Below are 17,933 nucleotides of genomic sequence, written 5' to 3' on the forward strand. Positions count from 1 at the left end.
TTACTTCCTCTTGGCCTTCTTGTCGGCCGCGTGACCGTAGTAGGTCCGGGTCGGCGCGAACTCGCCAAACTTGTGGCCGATCATTTCTTCGCTGACCGCCACCGGCACATGCTTGTGGCCGTTGTGGACACCGAAGGTCAGGCCGACGAACTGCGGCAGGATCGTGGAACGACGGCTCCAGATCTTGATGACTTCATTGCGGCCGCTCGAACGCGAGGTCTCTGCCTTCTTGAACAGATAGCCGTCGACGAACGGGCCCTTCCAGACTGAACGCGACATGGCTTAGCGGCCCTTCTTCAGGTGACGCGAGCGGACGATGAACTTGTCCGTCGACTTGTTGGAACGGGTCCTCTTGCCCTTGGTCGGCTTGCCCCACGGGCTCACCGGGTGACGGCCACCCGAGGTACGGCCTTCACCACCACCATGCGGGTGATCGACCGGGTTCATGGTCACACCGCGGTTGACCGGCTTGCGGCCGAGCCAGCGGCTGCGACCGGCCTTGCCGATCGAGGTGTTGGCGTGATCCTGGTTCGACACCGCGCCCACAGTGGCGAGGCATGAGCCATGGACGCGGCGCTGCTCGCCCGAGTTGAGGCGCAGGATGGCCCAGCCGGCATCGCGACCCACATACTGGGCGTAGGTACCGGCGGAACGCGCGATCTGACCGCCCTTGCGGGGCTTCATCTCGACGTTGTGCACGATCGTGCCGACCGGCATGCGCTCGAGCGGCATGGCATTGCCCGGCTTCACGTCGGCGGTGCCGAGCGTGGAGACGACCTTGTCGCCGGCGGCGAGGCGCTGGGGAGCAACGATATAGGCGAGCTCGCCATCCTCGTACTTCAGCAGCGCGATCCAGGCCGTGCGGTTCGGATCATACTCGAGGCGCTCGACGGTAGCGACCGCATCCCAACGGGTGCGGCGGAAGTCGACGACACGGTACGACCGCTTGTGACCGCCACCACGGTGATAGGCCGTGATGCGACCGGCGTTGTTGCGGCCACCCTTCTTGGTCAGACCCTCGGTAAGGGCCTTGACCGGCTTGCCCGTCCACAGCTCCGACCGGTCGGTCGTGATCAGCTGGCGGCGACCCGGGGAGGTCGGATTGTAAGTTTTCAAACCCATCTTCTGCTCTCCCCCTTAGATGCCGGTCGAAATATCGATCGACTGGCCGTCGACCAGGGTGACAATGGCCTTCTTGACGTCCTTGCGGGTGCCAAGTTCCTGCCGGAAACGCTTCACCTTGCCCTTGCGGACCAGGGTGTTGACCGCCTTCACCTTGACCGAGAAGAGAGCCTCGACGGCTTCCTTGATCTGGGTCTTGGTGGCGTCGATCGCGACGTCGAACACGACCTGGCCGTTCTCGGACGCCATGGTCGATTTCTCGGTGACGACCGGATTGCGGATCACGTCGTAGTTGGTGAACTTGCTCATGCGAACCGTGCCTCGAGCGCTTCGAGCGCTGCCTTGGTCAGAACGAGCTTATGGCGGCGGAGAATGTCGGCGACATTGATCCCCTGCACCGGCAGCACGTCGATCTGCGGAATGTTGCGGGCCGCGTTGGCGAAGTTCTTGTCAACCTCGGCGCCGTCGATGATCAGAGCATTCGTCCACTCGAGCTTGCCGAACTGGGCGACGAGCGCTGCAGTCTTGGGCTCCTTGGTGGCAACGTTCGAGACCACAACCAGCTCGCCGGCGTTGGCCTTGGCCGAAAGCGCATGCTTCAGGGCCAGGGCGCGCACCTTCTTGGGCAGGTCGATCGCATGGCTGCGGGGCTCGGGACCGAAAGCCCGGCCGCCGCCGCGGAACTGCGGAGCCGCCTTGTTGCCGTGACGAGCGCCGCCAGAACCCTTCTGCTTCACCGACTTCTTGCTGGTGTAAGCGATCTCGGAGCGGTGCTTGACCTTGTGGGTGCCGGCCATCGCCTTGAGCTGCTGGTAGCGGACCATGCGGTGCAGGATGTCCTGGCGGACTTCCAGACCGAAAATGTCGTCCTTCAGGGTGACCGAACCGTCGGTCTTGCCGTCCAGAGTGGTGACCTGGAGTTCCATTATTTCGTCTCCTCGGCCACGGCTGCCGCCGGCTTGAACGAGCCGGGGACAACGACGTCCTTGTGAGCGGCCTTCTTGACCGCGTCCTTGATCTGGATCCAGCCGCCCTTGGCGCCCGGAACCGCACCCTCGACCATGATCAGCCCGCGCTCCACATCGGTGCGCACGACCTTGAGGTTCTGGGTGGTGATGCGACGGTCGCCCATGTGGCCGGCCATCTTCTTGCCCTTGAACACCTTGCCGGGGTCCTGACGCTGGCCGGTCGAACCGTGCGAGCGGTGAGAGACGGACACACCGTGCGTGGCGCGCAGGCCACCGAAGTTCCAGCGCTTCATGCCGCCGGCGAAACCCTTACCGATCGAGGTGCCGGTGACATCCACCAGCTGGCCCTCGACGAAATGGTCGGCCTGGAAGGTGGCGCCCACTTCGATCAGGTTCGCAGGATCGACACGAAACTCAGTTATCTGGCGCTTCGGTTCGACCTTGGCGACCGCGAACTGGCCACGATCCGCCTTGGTGATGTTCTTGGCCTTCACGGTGCCGGCGCCGAGCTGGAGGGCGGTGTAGCCGTCCTTCTCCTGCGTGCGCTGACCCACGACCTGGCAGTTCTCGAGGCTGAGCACGGTCACGGGGACGTGCGTGCCGTCCTCCATGAACAGTCGGGTCATCCCCACCTTCTGTGCGATCAAACCAGAACGCATCGGTTGTTACCTTCTCTCTTTGGCGCTTGACCGGGTCATTATCCAAGAGGACCCTTTGGATGGTCAGCGCGAAAACTCTCTACTCGTTGCTCGACTTAGAGCTTGATCTCGACGTCGACACCGGCGGCCAGATCGAGCTTCATCAGCGCGTCGACCGTCTGCGGGGTCGGGTCAACGATATCGAGCAGACGCTTGTGCGTGCGGATCTCGAACTGCTCGCGCGACTTCTTGTCGATGTGCGGCGAACGGTTGACCGTGAACTTCTCAATCTGTGTGGGCAGCGGGATCGGCCCGCGCACCTGCGCACCCGTGCGCTTTGCCGTGTTCACGATCTCCCGGGTGGAGTTGTCGAGGACACGGTGGTCAAAGGCCTTGAGCCGGATGCGAATGTTTTGACCGTTCATCTTGCTTTCCCAGCGAAAAATGGAGCGCGGCGCGCTTGAGGCGCGCCGCGCCAGCCATTGCAGGCCTTACTTCAGGATCTTGGCGACGACGCCGGCGCCGACGGTGCGGCCACCTTCACGGATAGCGAAGCGGAGCTTCTCTTCCATGGCGATCGGCACGATCAGCTGGACGTTGATATTCACGTTGTCGCCAGGCATGACCATCTCGGTGCCTTCCGGCAGCGTCACCACACCCGTCACGTCGGTCGTGCGGAAGTAGAACTGCGGACGGTAGTTCGCAAAGAACGGCGTGTGACGGCCACCCTCTTCCTTGGTGAGGATGTAGGCCTCGGCCACGAACTCGGTGTGCGGGTTGACCGAACCGGGCTTGCAGAGGACCTGGCCGCGCTCGACCTGAGTACGGTCGATACCACGGATCAGCGCACCGATGTTGTCGCCAGCCTGGCCCTGATCGAGCAGCTTGCGGAACATTTCGACGCCGGTCACGGTCGTCTTCTGGGTGGTCTTGATGCCGACGATCTCGACTTCCTCACCAACCTTGACGATACCGCGCTCGACACGGCCGGTCACCACGGTGCCGCGACCCGAGATCGAGAACACGTCTTCGATCGGCATCAGGAACGGCTGGTCGATCGGACGCTCCGGCTGCGGAATGTACGCATCGACATGGCGCATCAGCTCGAGAATGGCGTCGTGGCCAAGCGTCTTGTCCGAGTCCTCGAGGGCGGCCAGAGCCGAACCCTTGACGATCGGAATATCGTCGCCCGGGAATTCGTACGAGCTGAGCAGCTCGCGCACCTCGAGTTCGACGAGCTCGAGCAGTTCCGGATCGTCGACCATGTCGCACTTGTTCAGGAACACCACCAGGGCCGGCACACCGACCTGACGGGCGAGCAGGATGTGCTCGCGGGTCTGCGGCATCGGGCCATCGGCAGCCGACACGACCAGGATCGCGCCGTCCATCTGGGCCGCGCCGGTGATCATGTTCTTCACATAGTCGGCGTGGCCGGGGCAGTCGACGTGAGCGTAGTGACGGTTGGTCGTCTCGTACTCGACGTGAGCGGTGTTGATGGTGATGCCGCGGGCCTTCTCTTCCGGCGCGGCGTCGATCTGGTCGTACGCCTTGAAGGTCGCGCCGCCGGTCTCAGCCAGCACCTTGGTGATTGCAGCCGTCAGCGAGGTCTTGCCGTGGTCGACGTGACCGATGGTGCCGATGTTGCAATGCGGCTTGGTGCGGGAAAACTTTTCCTTAGCCATCACTATTCTCCGTATTCAGCCTTTGGTGGCTGGAGTTGGGTTCTTCTTGGGTTGGAAGATCAGGCGTACTTCGCCTGAACCTCCTGAGCGACCGCCTGCGGCACCTGCTCGTAGTGGTCAAACGTCATGGTGTACTGCGCGCGGCCCTGAGACATGGAACGCAGCGAGTTCACGTAGCCAAACATGTTGGCGAGGGGCACCATCGCGTCGATCACCTGAGCGATACCCCGAGCCTCGGTGCCGCGGATCTGACCGCGGCGGGAGTTCAGGTCGCCGATGACGTCGCCGACATAGTCTTCCGGGGTGAGAACTTCAACCCGCATGATCGGCTCGAGGATCTTCGGAGCCGCCTTCTCGATGGCCTCGCGGAAGCCCGCACGGCCGGCGATTTCGAAGGCGAGAACCGAGGAGTCCACGTCGTGGTAGGCACCGTCGGTGAGCGCGAACTTGATGTCCACGATCGGGAAGCCGATGATCGGGCCTGCGCCCATGACCGACTCCACACCCTTCTGCACGCCCGGAACGTATTCCTTCGGCACGTTGCCGCCGACGACTTCCGAGGTGAACGCGAAACCCGCGCCCGGCTCGTTGGGCTCGATGCGGAACTTGATACGCGCGAACTGACCCGAACCACCCGACTGCTTCTTGTGGGTGTAGTCATGCTCGACCGTGCGGGTGATCGCCTCGCGGTAAGCCACCTGGGGCGCACCGATGTTGGCTTCCACCTTGAACTCGCGCTTCATGCGATCGACGAGAATGTCGAGGTGAAGCTCGCCCATGCCCGAGATGATCGTCTGGCCCGACTCTTCATCGGTCTTGACGCGGAACGACGGGTCCTCGGCAGCCAGGCGAGCCAGGGCAAGGCCCATCTTCTCCTGGTCGGCCTTCGACTTCGGTTCGACAGCGATGTCGATGACCGGCTCCGGGAACTCCATGCGCTCGAGGATGACCTTGTGGGCCGGATCCGAGAGCGTATCACCCGTGGTCGTGTCCTTGAGGCCGACGATGGCGACGATGTCACCGGCGAAGGCCTCGTTGATCTGCTCGCGAGAATTCGCGTGCATCTGGAACATGCGACCGACGCGTTCCTTCTTCTCCTTGACCGTGTTCTCCAGCATCGCACCGGCCTCGAGGTGACCCGAGTAGATGCGGCAGAAGGTCAGCGAGCCCATGTGCGGGTCGTTGGCGATCTTGAAGGCCAGCATCGACAGCGGCTCGCTGTCGGTTGCGTGACGCTCGATCTCGGCATCGGTCTTGACGTCGATACCCTTGATCGCCGGAATGTCGGTCGGAGCCGGCAGGAAGTCGATGACGCCATCCAGCAGCGGCTGCACGCCCTTGTTCTTGAAGGACGAACCGCAGAACACCGGGTACAGCTTCACGTCGCAGGTGCCCTTGCGGATCAGCCGGCGCAGCGTGTCGTTGTCCGGCATCTCGCCGTTGAGGTAGGCCTCGGTGGCCGCATCGTCCATCTCGACGGCGGTCTCGACCAGCTTCTCCCGGTACTCGGCAGCGCGGGCCTTCAGATCCTCGGGGATCTCGACCACGTCCCACTGGGCGCCCAGCTCTTCGTTGCGCCAGACCAGAGCATTCATCTCGATCAGGTCGACGACGCCCTTGAACTCGCTCTCGGCACCGATCGGCAGCTGCATGACCACCGGCTTGATGCCCAGGCGCTTGTCCAGCGTGTCGAGGCAGAAGTAGAAATCGGCGCCGGTCTTGTCCATCTTGTTGACGAAGATCAGACGCGGGACGTTGTACTTGTCGGCCTGCCGCCAGACGGTCTCCGTCTGCGGCTCGACACCCTGGTTGCCGTCGAGCAGCGCGATGGCGCCGTCGAGCACGCGCAGCGAACGCTCGACTTCAATGGTGAAGTCCACGTGGCCGGGGGTATCGATGATGTTGAAACGGAACTGAGTACCGTCACGGCCCTTCCAGAACGTCGTGGTAGCGGCCGACGTGATGGTGATGCCGCGTTCCTGCTCCTGCTCCATCCAGTCCATGGTCGCGGCGCCGTCGTGGACTTCGCCGATCTTGTGAGACTTGCCGGTGTAGTAGAGGATACGCTCGGTCGTGGTCGTCTTGCCGGCATCAATGTGGGCCATGATGCCGAAGTTACGATAGTGATTGATCGGGTATTCGCGGGCCATTGCGAGGAGCCTTCCGTTACCAGCGGTAGTGCGAGAAGGCACGGTTGGCGTCAGCCATACGGTGCGTGTCTTCGCGTTTCTTGACGGCCTGGCCGCGACCGTTGACGGCATCCATGAGCTCGCCGGACAGGCGCTCCTTCATGGTGTGCTCGCCACGCTTGCGGGCGGACTCGATGAGCCAGCGAATGGCGAGAGCCTGCTGGCGGTCGGTACGGACCTCAACCGGAACCTGGTAGGTGGCACCACCGACGCGGCGCGAACGCACTTCGACGGCCGGGCGGATGTTGTCCAGCGCACCGTGGAACACGGTGATCGGATCCTGCTTCAGCTTGGCCTGCACCAGGTCGAAGGCGCCGTAGACGATCGACTCGGCGACCGACTTCTTGCCGTCTTCCATGAGCGAGTTCATGAACTTGGAGACGACGATATCGCCGAACTTGGGATCGGGGTTGACTTCGCGCTTTTCAGCTGCGTGACGACGGGACATCTGATCTGCTCCTTACTTCGGCCGCTTCGCGCCGTATTTGGAACGGCGCTGCTTGCGATCCTTCACCGACTGGGTGTCGAGAACGCCGCGCAGCACGTGGTAGCGCACACCCGGCAGGTCGCGCACACGGCCACCGCGAATGAGCACCACGGAGTGCTCCTGCAGGTTGTGGCCTTCGCCGGGGATGTAGGAAATGACTTCGCGCGAGGTGGTCAGACGGACCTTGGCGACCTTGCGGAGAGCCGAGTTCGGCTTCTTGGGGGTAGTCGTATAGACGCGAGAGCACACGCCGCGCTTCTGCGGGTTTGCTTCCATCGCCGGTACTTTGTTCCGCTTGGGCTTGGACGCCCGAGGCTTGCGGATCAACTGATTAATGGTCGGCATTGCGCTCTTTCCATCGGTCCGAAATTCACTGGTCGAGGACGCAAACAAACCAAAAGGGGCACCAGGTCCGCCCTCCAAGGGGCAGCGGCGCCTCTTATTGCAGCGGACCGCCGGGATTACCGACGTTCATGCGCACAAAGATTTGTCGTCGTCTCGTGCCTTTGGCAGTGTGTTTGAGGTTCCTGGATGCCCGCTCTAGGTGGCAGATACCCGCGTGAACTTCACGACCGACCGCTAAGGTTGCGCCTCTATATGGGCAGTGAGTCCCCTCGTCAAGGATTCTTTCGCGAGCAAGTCATGCTCGAAAGCCTGCTCATCCGGGGAATTTCCGCATCCGGACGGCAGCAGGAGGGTCGACAGGGCTAACCTGCCCGCAACGCATGGCTTTGACCAGCCGCGGCACGCGGCTTTCCTCTGGATTCTCGGATCTGCCCCCTGCCCTCGCCACCACCGATTGGCCGGTCGGCGCCGAACGTGTAGGGTGGCCCACGTTTTTCGCGAGGAGCCTTTCGATGAGATCCGCTTTGCTTGCCGCCGCGCTCGCCGCCGTGGCCGTTCCGGCTGCGGCGCAGGAGCTGGTCGATGCCAGCCAGGTGGACGACATCGTGACGCTCGCCCGGGGCTATGGCGCAGCCGAACTCGAGGACCAGCCAGGCGGCGCGCCGCGTATCGCCGGCAACATCAAGGGCGTGCCCTACTACGTGTTCTTCATGAACTGCGGTCCGGACGGCAAGGGGTGCGAGGACCTCAACTTCTATTCTGCCTTTGCCGGGGTGAAGCCGACCATGGACGCCCTCAATGCCTGGAACCGCGACAAGCGCTTCGGCAACGCCTATCTCGATGCCGACCTGGACGCAGCGCTCGAATTCGACGTGAATCTTGAGCACGGTGTCTCGCGCGACAACCTCGACGCCGCGTTCAGCCTGTGGTCGGTGCTGCTTGGCGAGTACACCGCCTATGTCGGGTACAAGGCGCCGTAGTAGCGTCTCCTAAAGGCTCAGCCACCCCACGGATTGTCATCCCTGCGCAAGCAGGGATCCATTTCGCTCCCTGCGCTGGCGGAGGGATGGTCCCCTGCTTTCGCAGGGGTGACAGCCGGTGGCTTGCGGCGAATGGGGTTCTGTCCGCCCTTAGTCGAGGATCATCACCGCGAAGCCGTCATAGCCCTTGGCGCCGACTGTCTGCAGCGCAGTGGCGGAGAGGCGCGGGTTGCCGGCGATGAGCTCGAAGGCGCCGCGGCTGCCCATGACGTTAGGGTCGGTGCTGGCCGCGTTGGCGAGCTGGCCGTCGCGGACCACGTTGTCGAGGACGATCACGGTGCCGGGACGGCCGAGCTTGATGGCCCAGTCGAGATAGATGGTGTTGCTCGGCTTGTCGGCGTCGATGAAGACGAAGTCGAAGGGCTCCGGCTTCTCCGCTGCCAGCACCGGCAGCGTGTCGGCGGCGGCGCCGACGCGGACGTCGATCATGTGGGAGAGCCCTGCCCGCTCGATGTTCTGACGCGCGACGTCGGCGTGCTTCTGTTCGTACTCAAGCGTGACCACGCGGCCGTCGGCCGGCAGGCCGCGCGCCATCCAGATGGTCGAATAGGCACCGAGCGTGCCGACTTCGAGGATGCGCCTGGCGCCGGTCATCCGCACGAGCAGGTGCAGAAACTTGCCCTGTGCGGCGGAGACGTCGATGGGGCGGAGCCCGCCAGCGGCGTTCGCCTTGAGCGCATCGGCGAGGACGGCGTCCTCGGCGACCAGCTTTTCGAAGATATAGTCGTCAACCTCGGTCCACACGGCACTCATCGTTCTCTCCATCGCTTTCGGCGGCTTCTAGTCCCGGCGGCGTGACGGTTCAATGACCGGAGCCAGGTTCCGCCCAAGGCAGGAGTTCGTGGGGACGCAGCGTCGGCGCAAAAAAGAAAGGGCCCCGGAGGGCCCTTTCGAATGTCGTGATTGAGATCGCTTACTCGGCCGGCTCGGCCGGGGTCGCTTCCGGGGCCGGGATGGCGACGGCTTCGGCCTGGCGGCGGCGCTCGTCGAGGATCATCTCGTCGCGGCGAGCTGCGATGGCCTTGGCCTTACTGGTACCGGCACCGGTGCCCGCCGGGATGAGCCGGCCGACGATGACGTTCTCCTTGAGGCCCTCGAGCAGGTCGGCCTTGCCGGAAACCGCCGCCTCGGTGAGGACGCGGGTGGTTTCCTGGAAGGACGCGGCCGACACGAACGAGCGGGTCTGCAGCGACGCCTTGGTGATGCCGAGGAGCACCGGAACGGCCTCCGCCGGCTTCTTGCCATCGGCGACGAGCTGATCGTTGAGCTCATCGAAATCGAGCTTGTCGAGCTGCTCGTCCTTGAGCATGCCGCTGTCGCCCGGGTTGGTGATCTCGACCTTCTGCAGCATCTGGCGAACGATCACCTCGATGTGCTTGTCGTTAATCAGCACGCCCTGGAGACGGTAGACTTCCTGGATCTCGTTGACGAGGTAGCGAGCGAGCTCCTCGACGCCCTTGATCGCCAGGATGTCGTGCGGTGCCGGGTTGCCGTCGAGGATGTACTCACCCTTCTCGATGGTGTCGCCTTCCTGCAGGTGGAACGGCTTGCCCTTCGGGATCAGGTACTCGACGGGATCGGCGCCCTCTTCCGAGGCCTCGATGATGATCCGGCGCTTGTTCTTGTAGTCGCGGCCGAAGCGGATCGTGCCGGTGATTTCGGCAATGATCGCGTGATCCTTCGGACGACGGGCCTCGAACAGCTCGGCCACACGCGGCAGACCGCCGGTGATGTCCTTGGTCTTGGCGCTCTCGAGCGGGATACGCGCAAGAACGTCACCCGGAGACACCTTCTCGCCAGGCTCGACGGCGATGACCGCGTCGACCGAGAGCAGGTACCGGGCCTCGCCGCCGCGATCGAGCTTGACGACGGCGTCGCCGCGCCTGACCGTGATCGCCGGCTTGAGACTGTCCGAACGCTGGTTGCCACGCCAATCGATGACCACGCGCTTGGTGAAGCCCGTCGTCTCGTCGGTGGTTTCCGCCACGGAGGCGCCGTCGACCAGATCCTCGAAGGCCACTTCGCCTTCGACTTCCGCCAGGATCGGGCGGGTGTACGGATCCCATTCGGCGATACGCTGACCGCGCTTGACCTCGGAACCATCGTCGACACGGAGCTTGGCACCGTAGGTGACGCGGTGCGTGGTGCGCTCCTTGCCGTCCTGATCGAGGATGGCGATGGTGACGTTACGACCCATGGCGATCAGCTGGTTGCCCTCGATCTTGGCCACGTTCCGGTTGCGGATCTCGACCTTACCCTCGGCGCCAGCCTCGAGATAGGACGAGTCCACCACCTGCGCCGTGCCACCGATGTGGAACGTGCGCATGGTGAGCTGCGTACCCGGCTCGCCGATCGACTGGGCGGCGATGACGCCAACCGCCTCGCCGATGTTGACGGGCGTGCCACGCGCCAGGTCGCGGCCATAGCAGGCGGCGCAGCAACCGGTGCGCAGATCGCAGGTCAGCGGCGAGCGGATGCGAACCGACTGGACCTTGTAGGACTCGATGACCTCGACGTCCTTCTCGGTGAGCAGCGTGCCCTTGGCGACGATGACGTCGCCATTCTCCGGGTTGACGATATCGTCGGCCGCGGTACGGCCCAGGATACGCTGACCCAGGGACGCCACGATCTGGCCGGCATCGACGATGGGCTCCATCGTCAGGCCGCGATCGGTGCCGCAGTCGATCTCGGTGATGATCGAGTCCTGTGCCACGTCGACGAGACGACGGGTCAGGTACCCCGAGTTCGCGGTCTTCAGCGCGGTGTCCGCGAGCCCCTTACGGGCGCCGTGGGTCGAGTTGAAGTACTCGAGAACGTTCAGGCCCTCCTTGAAGTTGGCCGTGATCGGGGTCTCGATGATCGAGCCGTCCGGACGCGCCATCAGGCCGCGCATACCGGCAAGCTGCTTCATCTGCGCCGGCGAACCGCGGGCGCCCGAGTGGGACATCATGTAGACCGAGTTGATCGGGAGCTGACGGCCGGTCTCCGGGTCGAACTTGACCGCGGCAATACCCTTCATCATCTCCTCGGCGACCTTGTCACCGCACTTGGCCCAGGCGTCGACGACCTTGTTGTACTTTTCGCCCTGAGTGATCAGGCCGTCATTGTACTGCTGCTCGAATTCCTCAACCAGCTTACGGGTGTCCTCGACGATTTTGTACTTGGACGCCGGGATAACCATGTCGTCCTTGCCGAACGAGATGCCGGCGCGGGCAGCGTGCTTGAAGCCCAGGTCCATGATCCGGTCACAGAAGATGACCGTCTCCTTCTGACCGCAACCGCGATACACGGTGTCGATCATCTTGGAGATCATCTTCTTGGTCATCAGCTGGTTGGCCGTGGCGTACGGGACCTTGATGCTCTTGGGGAGCAGCTTGCCGATGATCATGCGACCGGGCGTGGTTTCCACGACCTCGGTCGAGTGCCTGCCGTCTTCGTCATAGACGTCGACGCGGCCCTTGATCTTGGTGTGCATGGTCACGACGCCGGTCGCCAGCGCATGCTCCAGCTCGCCCATGTCGGAGAACGCCATGCCTTCGCCCGGCTCCTTATCGTTCATCAACGACAGGTGGTAGAGACCCAGCACGATGTCCTGGCTCGGCACGATGATCGGCTGGCCGTTGGCGGGGTGCAGGATGTTGTTGGTCGACATCATCAGCACGCGTGCTTCCAGCTGCGCTTCAAGCGACAGCGGGACGTGCACGGCCATCTGGTCACCGTCGAAGTCGGCGTTGAACGCCGCGCAGACGAGCGGGTGCAGCTGGATCGCCTTGCCTTCGATCAGGTGCGGCTCGAACGCCTGGATGCCCAGACGGTGAAGGGTCGGAGCGCGGTTCAGCAGAACCGGGTGCTCGCGGATCACTTCATCGAGGATATCCCAAACCTCGGGCTTCTCCTTCTCGACGAGCTTCTTGGCCTGCTTGACGGTCGACGACAGACCCTTGGCCTCGAGACGCGAGTAGATGAACGGCTTGAACAGCTCGAGCGCCATCTTCTTGGGCAGGCCGCACTGGTGGAGCTTCAGCTCCGGACCCACGGTGATCACCGAACGGCCGGAATAGTCCACGCGCTTGCCGAGCAGGTTCTGACGGAACCGGCCCTGCTTGCCCTTGAGCATATCGGACAGCGACTTCAGCGGACGCTTGTTTGCACCGGTGATGGTGCGGCCACGGCGGCCGTTGTCGAACAGCGCATCCACCGCTTCCTGAAGCATGCGCTTCTCGTTGCGGATGATGATGTCCGGGGCGCGCAGTTCGATCAGGCGCTTCAGGCGGTTGTTGCGGTTGATCACACGACGGTAGAGGTCGTTGAGATCGGACGTGGCGAAGCGGCCGCCGTCCAGCGGGACGAGCGGGCGGAGCTCGGGCGGAATGACCGGGATGACGGTCATGATCATCCACTCGGGCTTGTTGCCCGAGACGATGAACTGCTCGACGATCTTCAGGCGCTTGGCCAGCTTCTTGGGCTTCAGCTCGGTGGTCGCCTCGGCGATCTCCACGCGGAGGTCGGCGGCGATCTTCTCGAGGTCGAGCGAGAGCAGCAGGTCGCGGATGGCCTCAGCGCCGATCTTGGCGGTGAAGGTGTCGGCGCCGTACTGATCCTGCGCGTCGAGATACTGCTCCTCGGTGACGAGTTCGTTCACGCCGAACGGGGTCAGACCCGGGTCCAGCACGACATACTGCTCGAAATAGAGGATGCGCTCGATGTCCTTGAGGGTCATGTCGAGCAGCAGCGCGATGCGCGAGGGCAGCGACTTCAGGAACCAGATGTGCGCAACCGGAGCGGCGAGCTCGATGTGGCCCATGCGCTCGCGACGGACGCGCGACAGGGTGACTTCAACGCCGCACTTCTCGCAGATGACGCCCTTGAACTTCATGCGCTTGTACTTGCCGCACAGGCACTCGTAGTCCTTGGTCGGCCCAAAGATGCGCGCGCAGAACAGGCCGTCGCGCTCGGGCTTGAAGGTACGGTAGTTGATGGTCTCGGGCTTCTTGATCTCGCCGTAGGACCAGCTCAGGATTTTCTCGGGCGATGCGATCGAGATTTTCATCTGATCGAACATCTGAACCGGGACCTGCGGGTTGAACGGGTCCATTACGTGATGAGTAGTCATAAGGTGCTCCTCTTATCGGAGGCTCGGAGCGCTCAGGCTCCGAGTTCCGAAGTGATTGGGGGGTGAACTCGGCAGACGGTTATTCCGCCGCGTTCTGAGGAGATGGGAGCTGGTCCGCCGGCCCACCCTGGGACAGGGTTTCGCCTTCGAAAGTGTCCAGTTCCACATTGAGGCCGAGAGAGCGGATTTCCTTGACGAGAACGTTGAAGCTCTCGGGGATGCCCGCCTCGAAGGTGTCGTCGCCTCTGACGATCGCCTCATAGACCTTGGTACGACCGGCAACGTCGTCCGACTTGATGGTCAGCATTTCCTGCAGGGTATAGGCAGCGCCATACGCCTCCAGGGCCCACACTTCCATTTCGCCGAAGCGCTGGCCGCCGAACTGCGCCTTGCCGCCCAGCGGCTGCTGGGTAACGAGCGAGTACGGACCGATCGAGCGCGCGTGGATCTTGTCGTCCACGAGGTGGTGGAGCTTCAGCATATAGATGTAGCCCACGGTCACCTGACGATCGAACTGCTCGCCGGTGCGGCCGTCGAAGACGGTCGACTGACCCGACGACTTCAGCCCGGCCTGCTCCAGCATGGTGACGATGTCGGCTTCCTTGGCGCCGTCGAAGACCGGCGTTGCGATCGGCACACCCTTGGAAAGGTGCTCGCCGAGGCGCAGGACGCTGTCGTCGTCGAGGCCGGAGACATAGTCGTCACCGTCATAGAGCGCGCTGATCTGCTTCTTGAGCGGCGTCAGGTCGCCCTTCTGCTGGTAGGCACGCATCATCTCGTCGATCTTCTTGCCCACGCCGCGGCATGCCCAGCCGAGATGCGTCTCGAGGATCTGGCCGACGTTCATGCGCGACGGCACGCCGAGCGGGTTCAGCACGATATCGACCGAGGTGCCGTCTTCAAGATACGGCATGTCCTCGACCGGCACGATGCGGGAAACCACACCCTTGTTGCCGTGACGGCCGGCCATCTTGTCGCCCGGCTGGATCTTGCGCTTGGTCGCGACGAAGACCTTGACCATCTTCATCACGCCCGGCGGAAGTTCGTCACCGCGCTGCAGCTTGTCGACCTTGTCGATGAAGCGCTGCTCGAGCAGCTTGCGGCTCTCCTCGTACTGGGCGTGGAGGGCCTCCATCTCGGCCATGACCTTGTCGTCGTCGAGGGCGAACTGCCACCACTTGGACCGCGGCTGGGCGTCGAAGGTCGCGTCGTTCAGCTTGGTGCCGGCGACATAGCCCTTGGGACCGGTCGTGGCGGTCTTGCCGAACAGCATTTCCTTCAGCCGCGCATAGACGTTGCGGTCGAGGATCGACTGCTCGTCGTCACGGTCCTTGGCGAGACGCTCGATTTCCTCGCGCTCGATGGCCATGGCGCGCTCGTCCTTGTCGATGCCGTGGCGGTTGAACACGCGCACTTCAACGACAGTACCAGCATCGCCCGGGGGCACGCGGAGCGAGGTATCACGGACGTCCGAGGCCTTCTCGCCGAAGATGGCGCGGAGGAGCTTTTCTTCCGGCGTCATCGGGCTTTCGCCCTTCGGCGTGATCTTGCCGACGAGGATGTCACCGGCAGCGACTTCGGCACCGATGTGGACGATACCGGCTTCGTCGAGGTTCTTCAGCGCTTCTTCCGAAACGTTCGGAATGTCGCGGGTGATTTCCTCGGGGCCGAGCTTGGTATCGCGGGCCATCACTTCGTATTCCTCGATGTGGATCGAGGTGAACACGTCCTGCATGGCGATCTTCTCGCTGAGCAGGATCGAGTCTTCGAAGTTGTAGCCATTCCACGGCATGAAGGCGACCAGCACGTTCCGGCCGAGAGCCAGATCGCCCAGGTCGGTGGACGGGCCATCCGCAACGATGTCGCCGGCTTCGACGTGGTCGCCCACCACCACCAGCGGGCGCTGGTTGATGCAGGTCGACTGGTTCGAACGCTGGAACTTCATCAGGTTGTAGATGTCGACGCCCGGCTTGCCCGGATCGGTCTCTTCGGTAGCGCGAATAACGATACGGGTCGCATCCACCTGGTCGACGATGCCCTTGCGCTTGGCGACGATGGCGGCGCCCGAGTCACGAGCCACGACCGACTCCATGCCCGTGCCCACGAAGGGAGCCTCGGCACGCAGCAACGGCACGGCCTGCTTCTGCATGTTCGAGCCCATCAGGGCGCGGTTGGCGTCGTCGTTCTCGAGGAACGGGATCAGCGAGGCGGCGACCGAAATCACCTGCTTCGGCGACACGTCCATCAGGTCGATCGTCTCCTTGGGCGTCAGGCCGTTGTCGCCGGCGTGGCGGGCCACGACCAGGTCATCGGCGAATTCGCCCTTGGCGGTCAGCTTGGCGTTGGCCTGAGCGACGTAGTGCTTGGCCTCTTCCATGGCGGACAGGTAGACGACCTCGTCGGTCACCTTGCCGTCCACGATCTTGCGGTACGGGGTCTCGATGAAGCCGTACTTGTTGACGTGGGCGTAGGTCGCGAGGTTGTTGATCAGACCGATGTTCGGGCCTTCCGGCGTCTCGATCGGGCAGATACGGCCATAGTGCGTCGGGTGCACGTCACGGACTTCGAAGCCGGCGCGCTCACGGGTGAGACCGCCAGGCCCGAGCGCCGAGAGACGACGCTTGTGCGAGACTTCCGAGAGCGGATTGGTCTGGTCCATGAACTGCGAAAGCTGCGAGGAGCCGAAGAACTCGCGCACGGCGGCAGCCGCGGGCTTGGCGTTGATCAGGTCCTGCGGCATGACGGTGTCGATTTCGACCGACGACATGCGCTCCTTGATGGCGCGCTCCATGCGGAGCAAGCCGAGCCGGTAGTGGTTCTCCATCAGCTCGCCGACCGAACGCACGCGGCGGTTGCCGAGATTGTCGATGTCGTCGATCTCGCCCTTGCCGTCGCGGAGGTCGACGAGGGTGCGGATGACCTCGACAATGTCTTCCTTGAGCAGGATGCGGACGGTGTCCTCGACGTCGCGATCGAGACGCATGTTCATCTTCACGCGGCCCACGGCCGACAGGTCGTAGCGCTCGCTGTCGAAGAACAGCGACTTGAACATGGCTTCGGCGGTTTCGACGGTCGGCGGCTCGCCCGGGCGCATGACGCGGTAGATGTCGAACAGCGCGTCCTCACGGGACTCGTTCTTGTCGATCGCCAGCGTGTTGCGGATGTAGGCGCCCACGGTGACGTGGTCGATGTCGAGGATCGGCAGCTCGTCGAAGCCGGCGTCCTTGAGCTTGGTCAGCAGCTTCTCGTCGATCTCGTCGCCGGCCTCGGCAAAGATCTCACCGGTCTTGAGGTTGACCAGGTCCTGGGCGATGTACTGCCCATAGAGGTCTTCCTCGACGACCGCGAGATGCGTGAGGCCACCCTCGGCGAGCTTCTTGGCCTGCCGCGGCGAAAGCTTCTTGCCGCCTTCGTGCACAACGTCGCCGGTCTTGGCGTCGATGAGGTCGAAGGTCGGCTTGGCGTTCTTCATCTTCTCGGCGTCGAACGGCTTCTTCCAGCCGGTCTTGGTCTTCTCGAAGCTCACCGTGTCGTAATAGGTGTCGAGAATCTCCTCCGCGTCGAGGCCGAGGGCCTTGAGCAGCGAGGTGACCGGAATCTTGCGGCGACGGTCGATACGCGCATAGACGATGTCCTTGGCGTCGAACTCGAGGTCGAGCCAGGAACCGCGATACGGGATGATGCGCGCGGCAAACAGCAGCTTGCCGGACGAATGGGTCTTGCCCTTGTCGTGATCGAAGAACACGCCCGGCGAGCGGTGCATCTGCGAAACGATCACGCGCTCGGTGCCGTTGACGATGAAGGTGCCGTTCGACGTCATGAAGGGCATGTCGCCCATGTAGACGTCCTGCTCCTTGATGTCCTTGACCGAGCGGGCGCCGGTCTCCTCGTCCACTTCGAACACGATCAGCCGCAGCGTCACCTTGAGGGGCGCTGCGAAGGTCATGTCGCGCTGCCGGCACTCGTCGACGTCGTACTTGGGCTGCTCGAACTCGTACTTCACGAACTCGAGGGAAGCAGTGTTAGAAAAGTCGGTGATCGGGAAGACGGACTTGAAGACGGCCTGCAGCCCCTCTTCGGAACGACCGCCTTTGGGCTCGTCCACGATGAGGAACTGATCATACGAAGCCTTCTGGACCTCGATGAGATTCGGCATCTCCGTGACTTCGCGAATGCTGCCGAAAGACTTGCGTACCTTACGGCGGCCGTTGAACGTGGTAGCCATACCAGCTCCTCAGTTTCTCGATGTCTCGGAGGCGAATGTCCAAAGGCCCGACTATCAGCCGTCGGGCATCAGGACATTGGCCTTGCTTTTGTCGCCGGGGCCTCAGCGAGAGGGAGGGAAGCCC

The 17,933-nt window shown here is 63.3% G+C and carries 14 protein-coding genes; 1 reads left to right on the forward strand and 13 read right to left on the reverse strand.

Annotated elements, in window-relative coordinates:
• The 10 genes from rpsS to rpsL form a co-directional block, all read right to left on the reverse strand.
• Positions 1–279, reverse strand: coding sequence for a 30S ribosomal protein S19 (gene rpsS, locus AC3A6I_RS09535; RefSeq protein ID WP_487543450.1), 279 nt, complete (start codon positions 277–279; stop codon positions 1–3).
• Between the two features lie 3 nt (positions 280–282).
• Positions 283–1,122 (reverse strand): 50S ribosomal protein L2, encoded by an 840-nt coding sequence (gene rplB, locus AC3A6I_RS09540; protein ID WP_487543451.1) that lies wholly within the window; start codon positions 1,120–1,122, stop codon positions 283–285.
• Between the two features lie 15 nt (positions 1,123–1,137).
• Complete coding sequence (locus AC3A6I_RS09545; protein ID WP_487543452.1) at positions 1,138–1,431, reverse strand: 50S ribosomal protein L23; 294 nt, start codon at positions 1,429–1,431, stop codon at positions 1,138–1,140.
• On the reverse strand, positions 1,428–2,048 hold the full coding sequence (gene rplD, locus AC3A6I_RS09550; protein ID WP_487543453.1) for a 50S ribosomal protein L4: 621 nt from the start codon (positions 2,046–2,048) through the stop codon (positions 1,428–1,430). Before rplD ends, AC3A6I_RS09545 begins: the two co-directional genes overlap by 4 nt.
• Positions 2,048–2,749, reverse strand: a complete 702-nt coding sequence (gene rplC, locus AC3A6I_RS09555) for a 50S ribosomal protein L3 (protein WP_487543454.1) — start codon at positions 2,747–2,749, stop codon at positions 2,048–2,050. Before rplC ends, rplD begins: the two co-directional genes overlap by 1 nt.
• Before the next feature lie 95 nt (positions 2,750–2,844).
• Positions 2,845–3,153 (reverse strand): 30S ribosomal protein S10, encoded by a 309-nt coding sequence (rpsJ, locus tag AC3A6I_RS09560; protein ID WP_423067695.1) that lies wholly within the window; start codon positions 3,151–3,153, stop codon positions 2,845–2,847.
• A 66-nt stretch (positions 3,154–3,219) separates the two neighbouring features.
• Positions 3,220–4,410, reverse strand: a complete 1,191-nt coding sequence (tuf, locus tag AC3A6I_RS09565) for an elongation factor Tu (protein ID WP_487543455.1) — start codon at positions 4,408–4,410, stop codon at positions 3,220–3,222.
• A gap of 59 nt (positions 4,411–4,469) precedes the next feature.
• Complete coding sequence (fusA, locus tag AC3A6I_RS09570; protein ID WP_487543456.1) at positions 4,470–6,560, reverse strand: elongation factor G; 2,091 nt, start codon at positions 6,558–6,560, stop codon at positions 4,470–4,472.
• A gap of 16 nt (positions 6,561–6,576) precedes the next feature.
• Positions 6,577–7,047, reverse strand: coding sequence for a 30S ribosomal protein S7 (gene rpsG / locus AC3A6I_RS09575; protein ID WP_487543457.1), 471 nt, complete (start codon positions 7,045–7,047; stop codon positions 6,577–6,579).
• Between the two features lie 12 nt (positions 7,048–7,059).
• Positions 7,060–7,431 carry a 30S ribosomal protein S12 gene (gene rpsL, locus AC3A6I_RS09580; protein WP_291392968.1) on the reverse strand — a complete coding sequence of 124 codons (372 nt, stop codon included), beginning with the start codon at positions 7,429–7,431 and terminating at the stop codon, positions 7,060–7,062.
• 512 nt (positions 7,432–7,943) lie between these two features.
• Between rpsL and AC3A6I_RS09585 the strand changes: the two genes are divergently transcribed.
• Positions 7,944–8,411: a YbjN domain-containing protein gene (locus tag AC3A6I_RS09585; protein ID WP_487543458.1), complete on the forward strand. Its 468-nt coding sequence runs from the start codon at positions 7,944–7,946 to the stop codon at positions 8,409–8,411.
• 150 nt (positions 8,412–8,561) lie between these two features.
• On the opposite strand, the gene AC3A6I_RS09590 is transcribed toward AC3A6I_RS09585, so the two are convergent.
• The 3 genes from AC3A6I_RS09590 to rpoB all read right to left on the reverse strand — a co-directional run bounded on the left by AC3A6I_RS09590 (position 8,562) and on the right by rpoB (position 17,809).
• On the reverse strand, positions 8,562–9,224 hold the full coding sequence (locus tag AC3A6I_RS09590; protein ID WP_487543459.1) for an O-methyltransferase: 663 nt from the start codon (positions 9,222–9,224) through the stop codon (positions 8,562–8,564).
• Positions 9,225–9,384: 160 nt separating this feature from the next.
• The gene (rpoC, locus tag AC3A6I_RS09595) at positions 9,385–13,584 is read right to left on the reverse strand and encodes a DNA-directed RNA polymerase subunit beta' (protein ID WP_487543460.1); all 4,200 of its coding nucleotides are present in this window, start codon (positions 13,582–13,584) and stop codon (positions 9,385–9,387) included.
• A gap of 79 nt (positions 13,585–13,663) precedes the next feature.
• Complete coding sequence (rpoB, locus tag AC3A6I_RS09600; protein ID WP_487543461.1) at positions 13,664–17,809, reverse strand: DNA-directed RNA polymerase subunit beta; 4,146 nt, start codon at positions 17,807–17,809, stop codon at positions 13,664–13,666.
• Positions 17,810–17,933 lie beyond the last annotated feature (124 nt).

It is taken from the genome of Devosia sp. Soil_C_22 (genome assembly GCF_057657195.1).

Excerpts from the sequence above, each read along its gene's own strand:
- rpsS (WP_487543450.1), bottom strand. The coding sequence starts at position 279 with ATGTCGCGTTCAGTCTGGAAGGGCCCGTTCGTCGACGGCTATCTGTTC.
- rpsJ (WP_423067695.1), bottom strand. The coding sequence starts at position 3,153 with ATGAACGGTCAAAACATTCGCATCCGGCTCAAGGCCTTTGACCACCGT.
- AC3A6I_RS09585 (WP_487543458.1), top strand. The coding sequence starts at position 7,944 with ATGAGATCCGCTTTGCTTGCCGCCGCGCTCGCCGCCGTGGCCGTTCCG.
- rpsG (WP_487543457.1), bottom strand. The coding sequence starts at position 7,047 with ATGTCCCGTCGTCACGCAGCTGAAAAGCGCGAAGTCAACCCCGATCCC.
- rpoB (WP_487543461.1), bottom strand. The coding sequence starts at position 17,809 with ATGGCTACCACGTTCAACGGCCGCCGTAAGGTACGCAAGTCTTTCGGC.
- rpsL (WP_291392968.1), bottom strand. The coding sequence starts at position 7,431 with ATGCCGACCATTAATCAGTTGATCCGCAAGCCTCGGGCGTCCAAGCCC.
- fusA (WP_487543456.1), bottom strand. The coding sequence starts at position 6,560 with ATGGCCCGCGAATACCCGATCAATCACTATCGTAACTTCGGCATCATG.
- rplC (WP_487543454.1), bottom strand. The coding sequence starts at position 2,749 with ATGCGTTCTGGTTTGATCGCACAGAAGGTGGGGATGACCCGACTGTTC.
- rpoC (WP_487543460.1), bottom strand. The coding sequence starts at position 13,584 with ATGACTACTCATCACGTAATGGACCCGTTCAACCCGCAGGTCCCGGTT.
- rplD (WP_487543453.1), bottom strand. The coding sequence starts at position 2,048 with ATGGAACTCCAGGTCACCACTCTGGACGGCAAGACCGACGGTTCGGTC.
- rplB (WP_487543451.1), bottom strand. The coding sequence starts at position 1,122 with ATGGGTTTGAAAACTTACAATCCGACCTCCCCGGGTCGCCGCCAGCTG.
- AC3A6I_RS09545 (WP_487543452.1), bottom strand. The coding sequence starts at position 1,431 with ATGAGCAAGTTCACCAACTACGACGTGATCCGCAATCCGGTCGTCACC.
- tuf (WP_487543455.1), bottom strand. The coding sequence starts at position 4,410 with ATGGCTAAGGAAAAGTTTTCCCGCACCAAGCCGCATTGCAACATCGGC.
- AC3A6I_RS09590 (WP_487543459.1), bottom strand. The coding sequence starts at position 9,224 with ATGAGTGCCGTGTGGACCGAGGTTGACGACTATATCTTCGAAAAGCTG.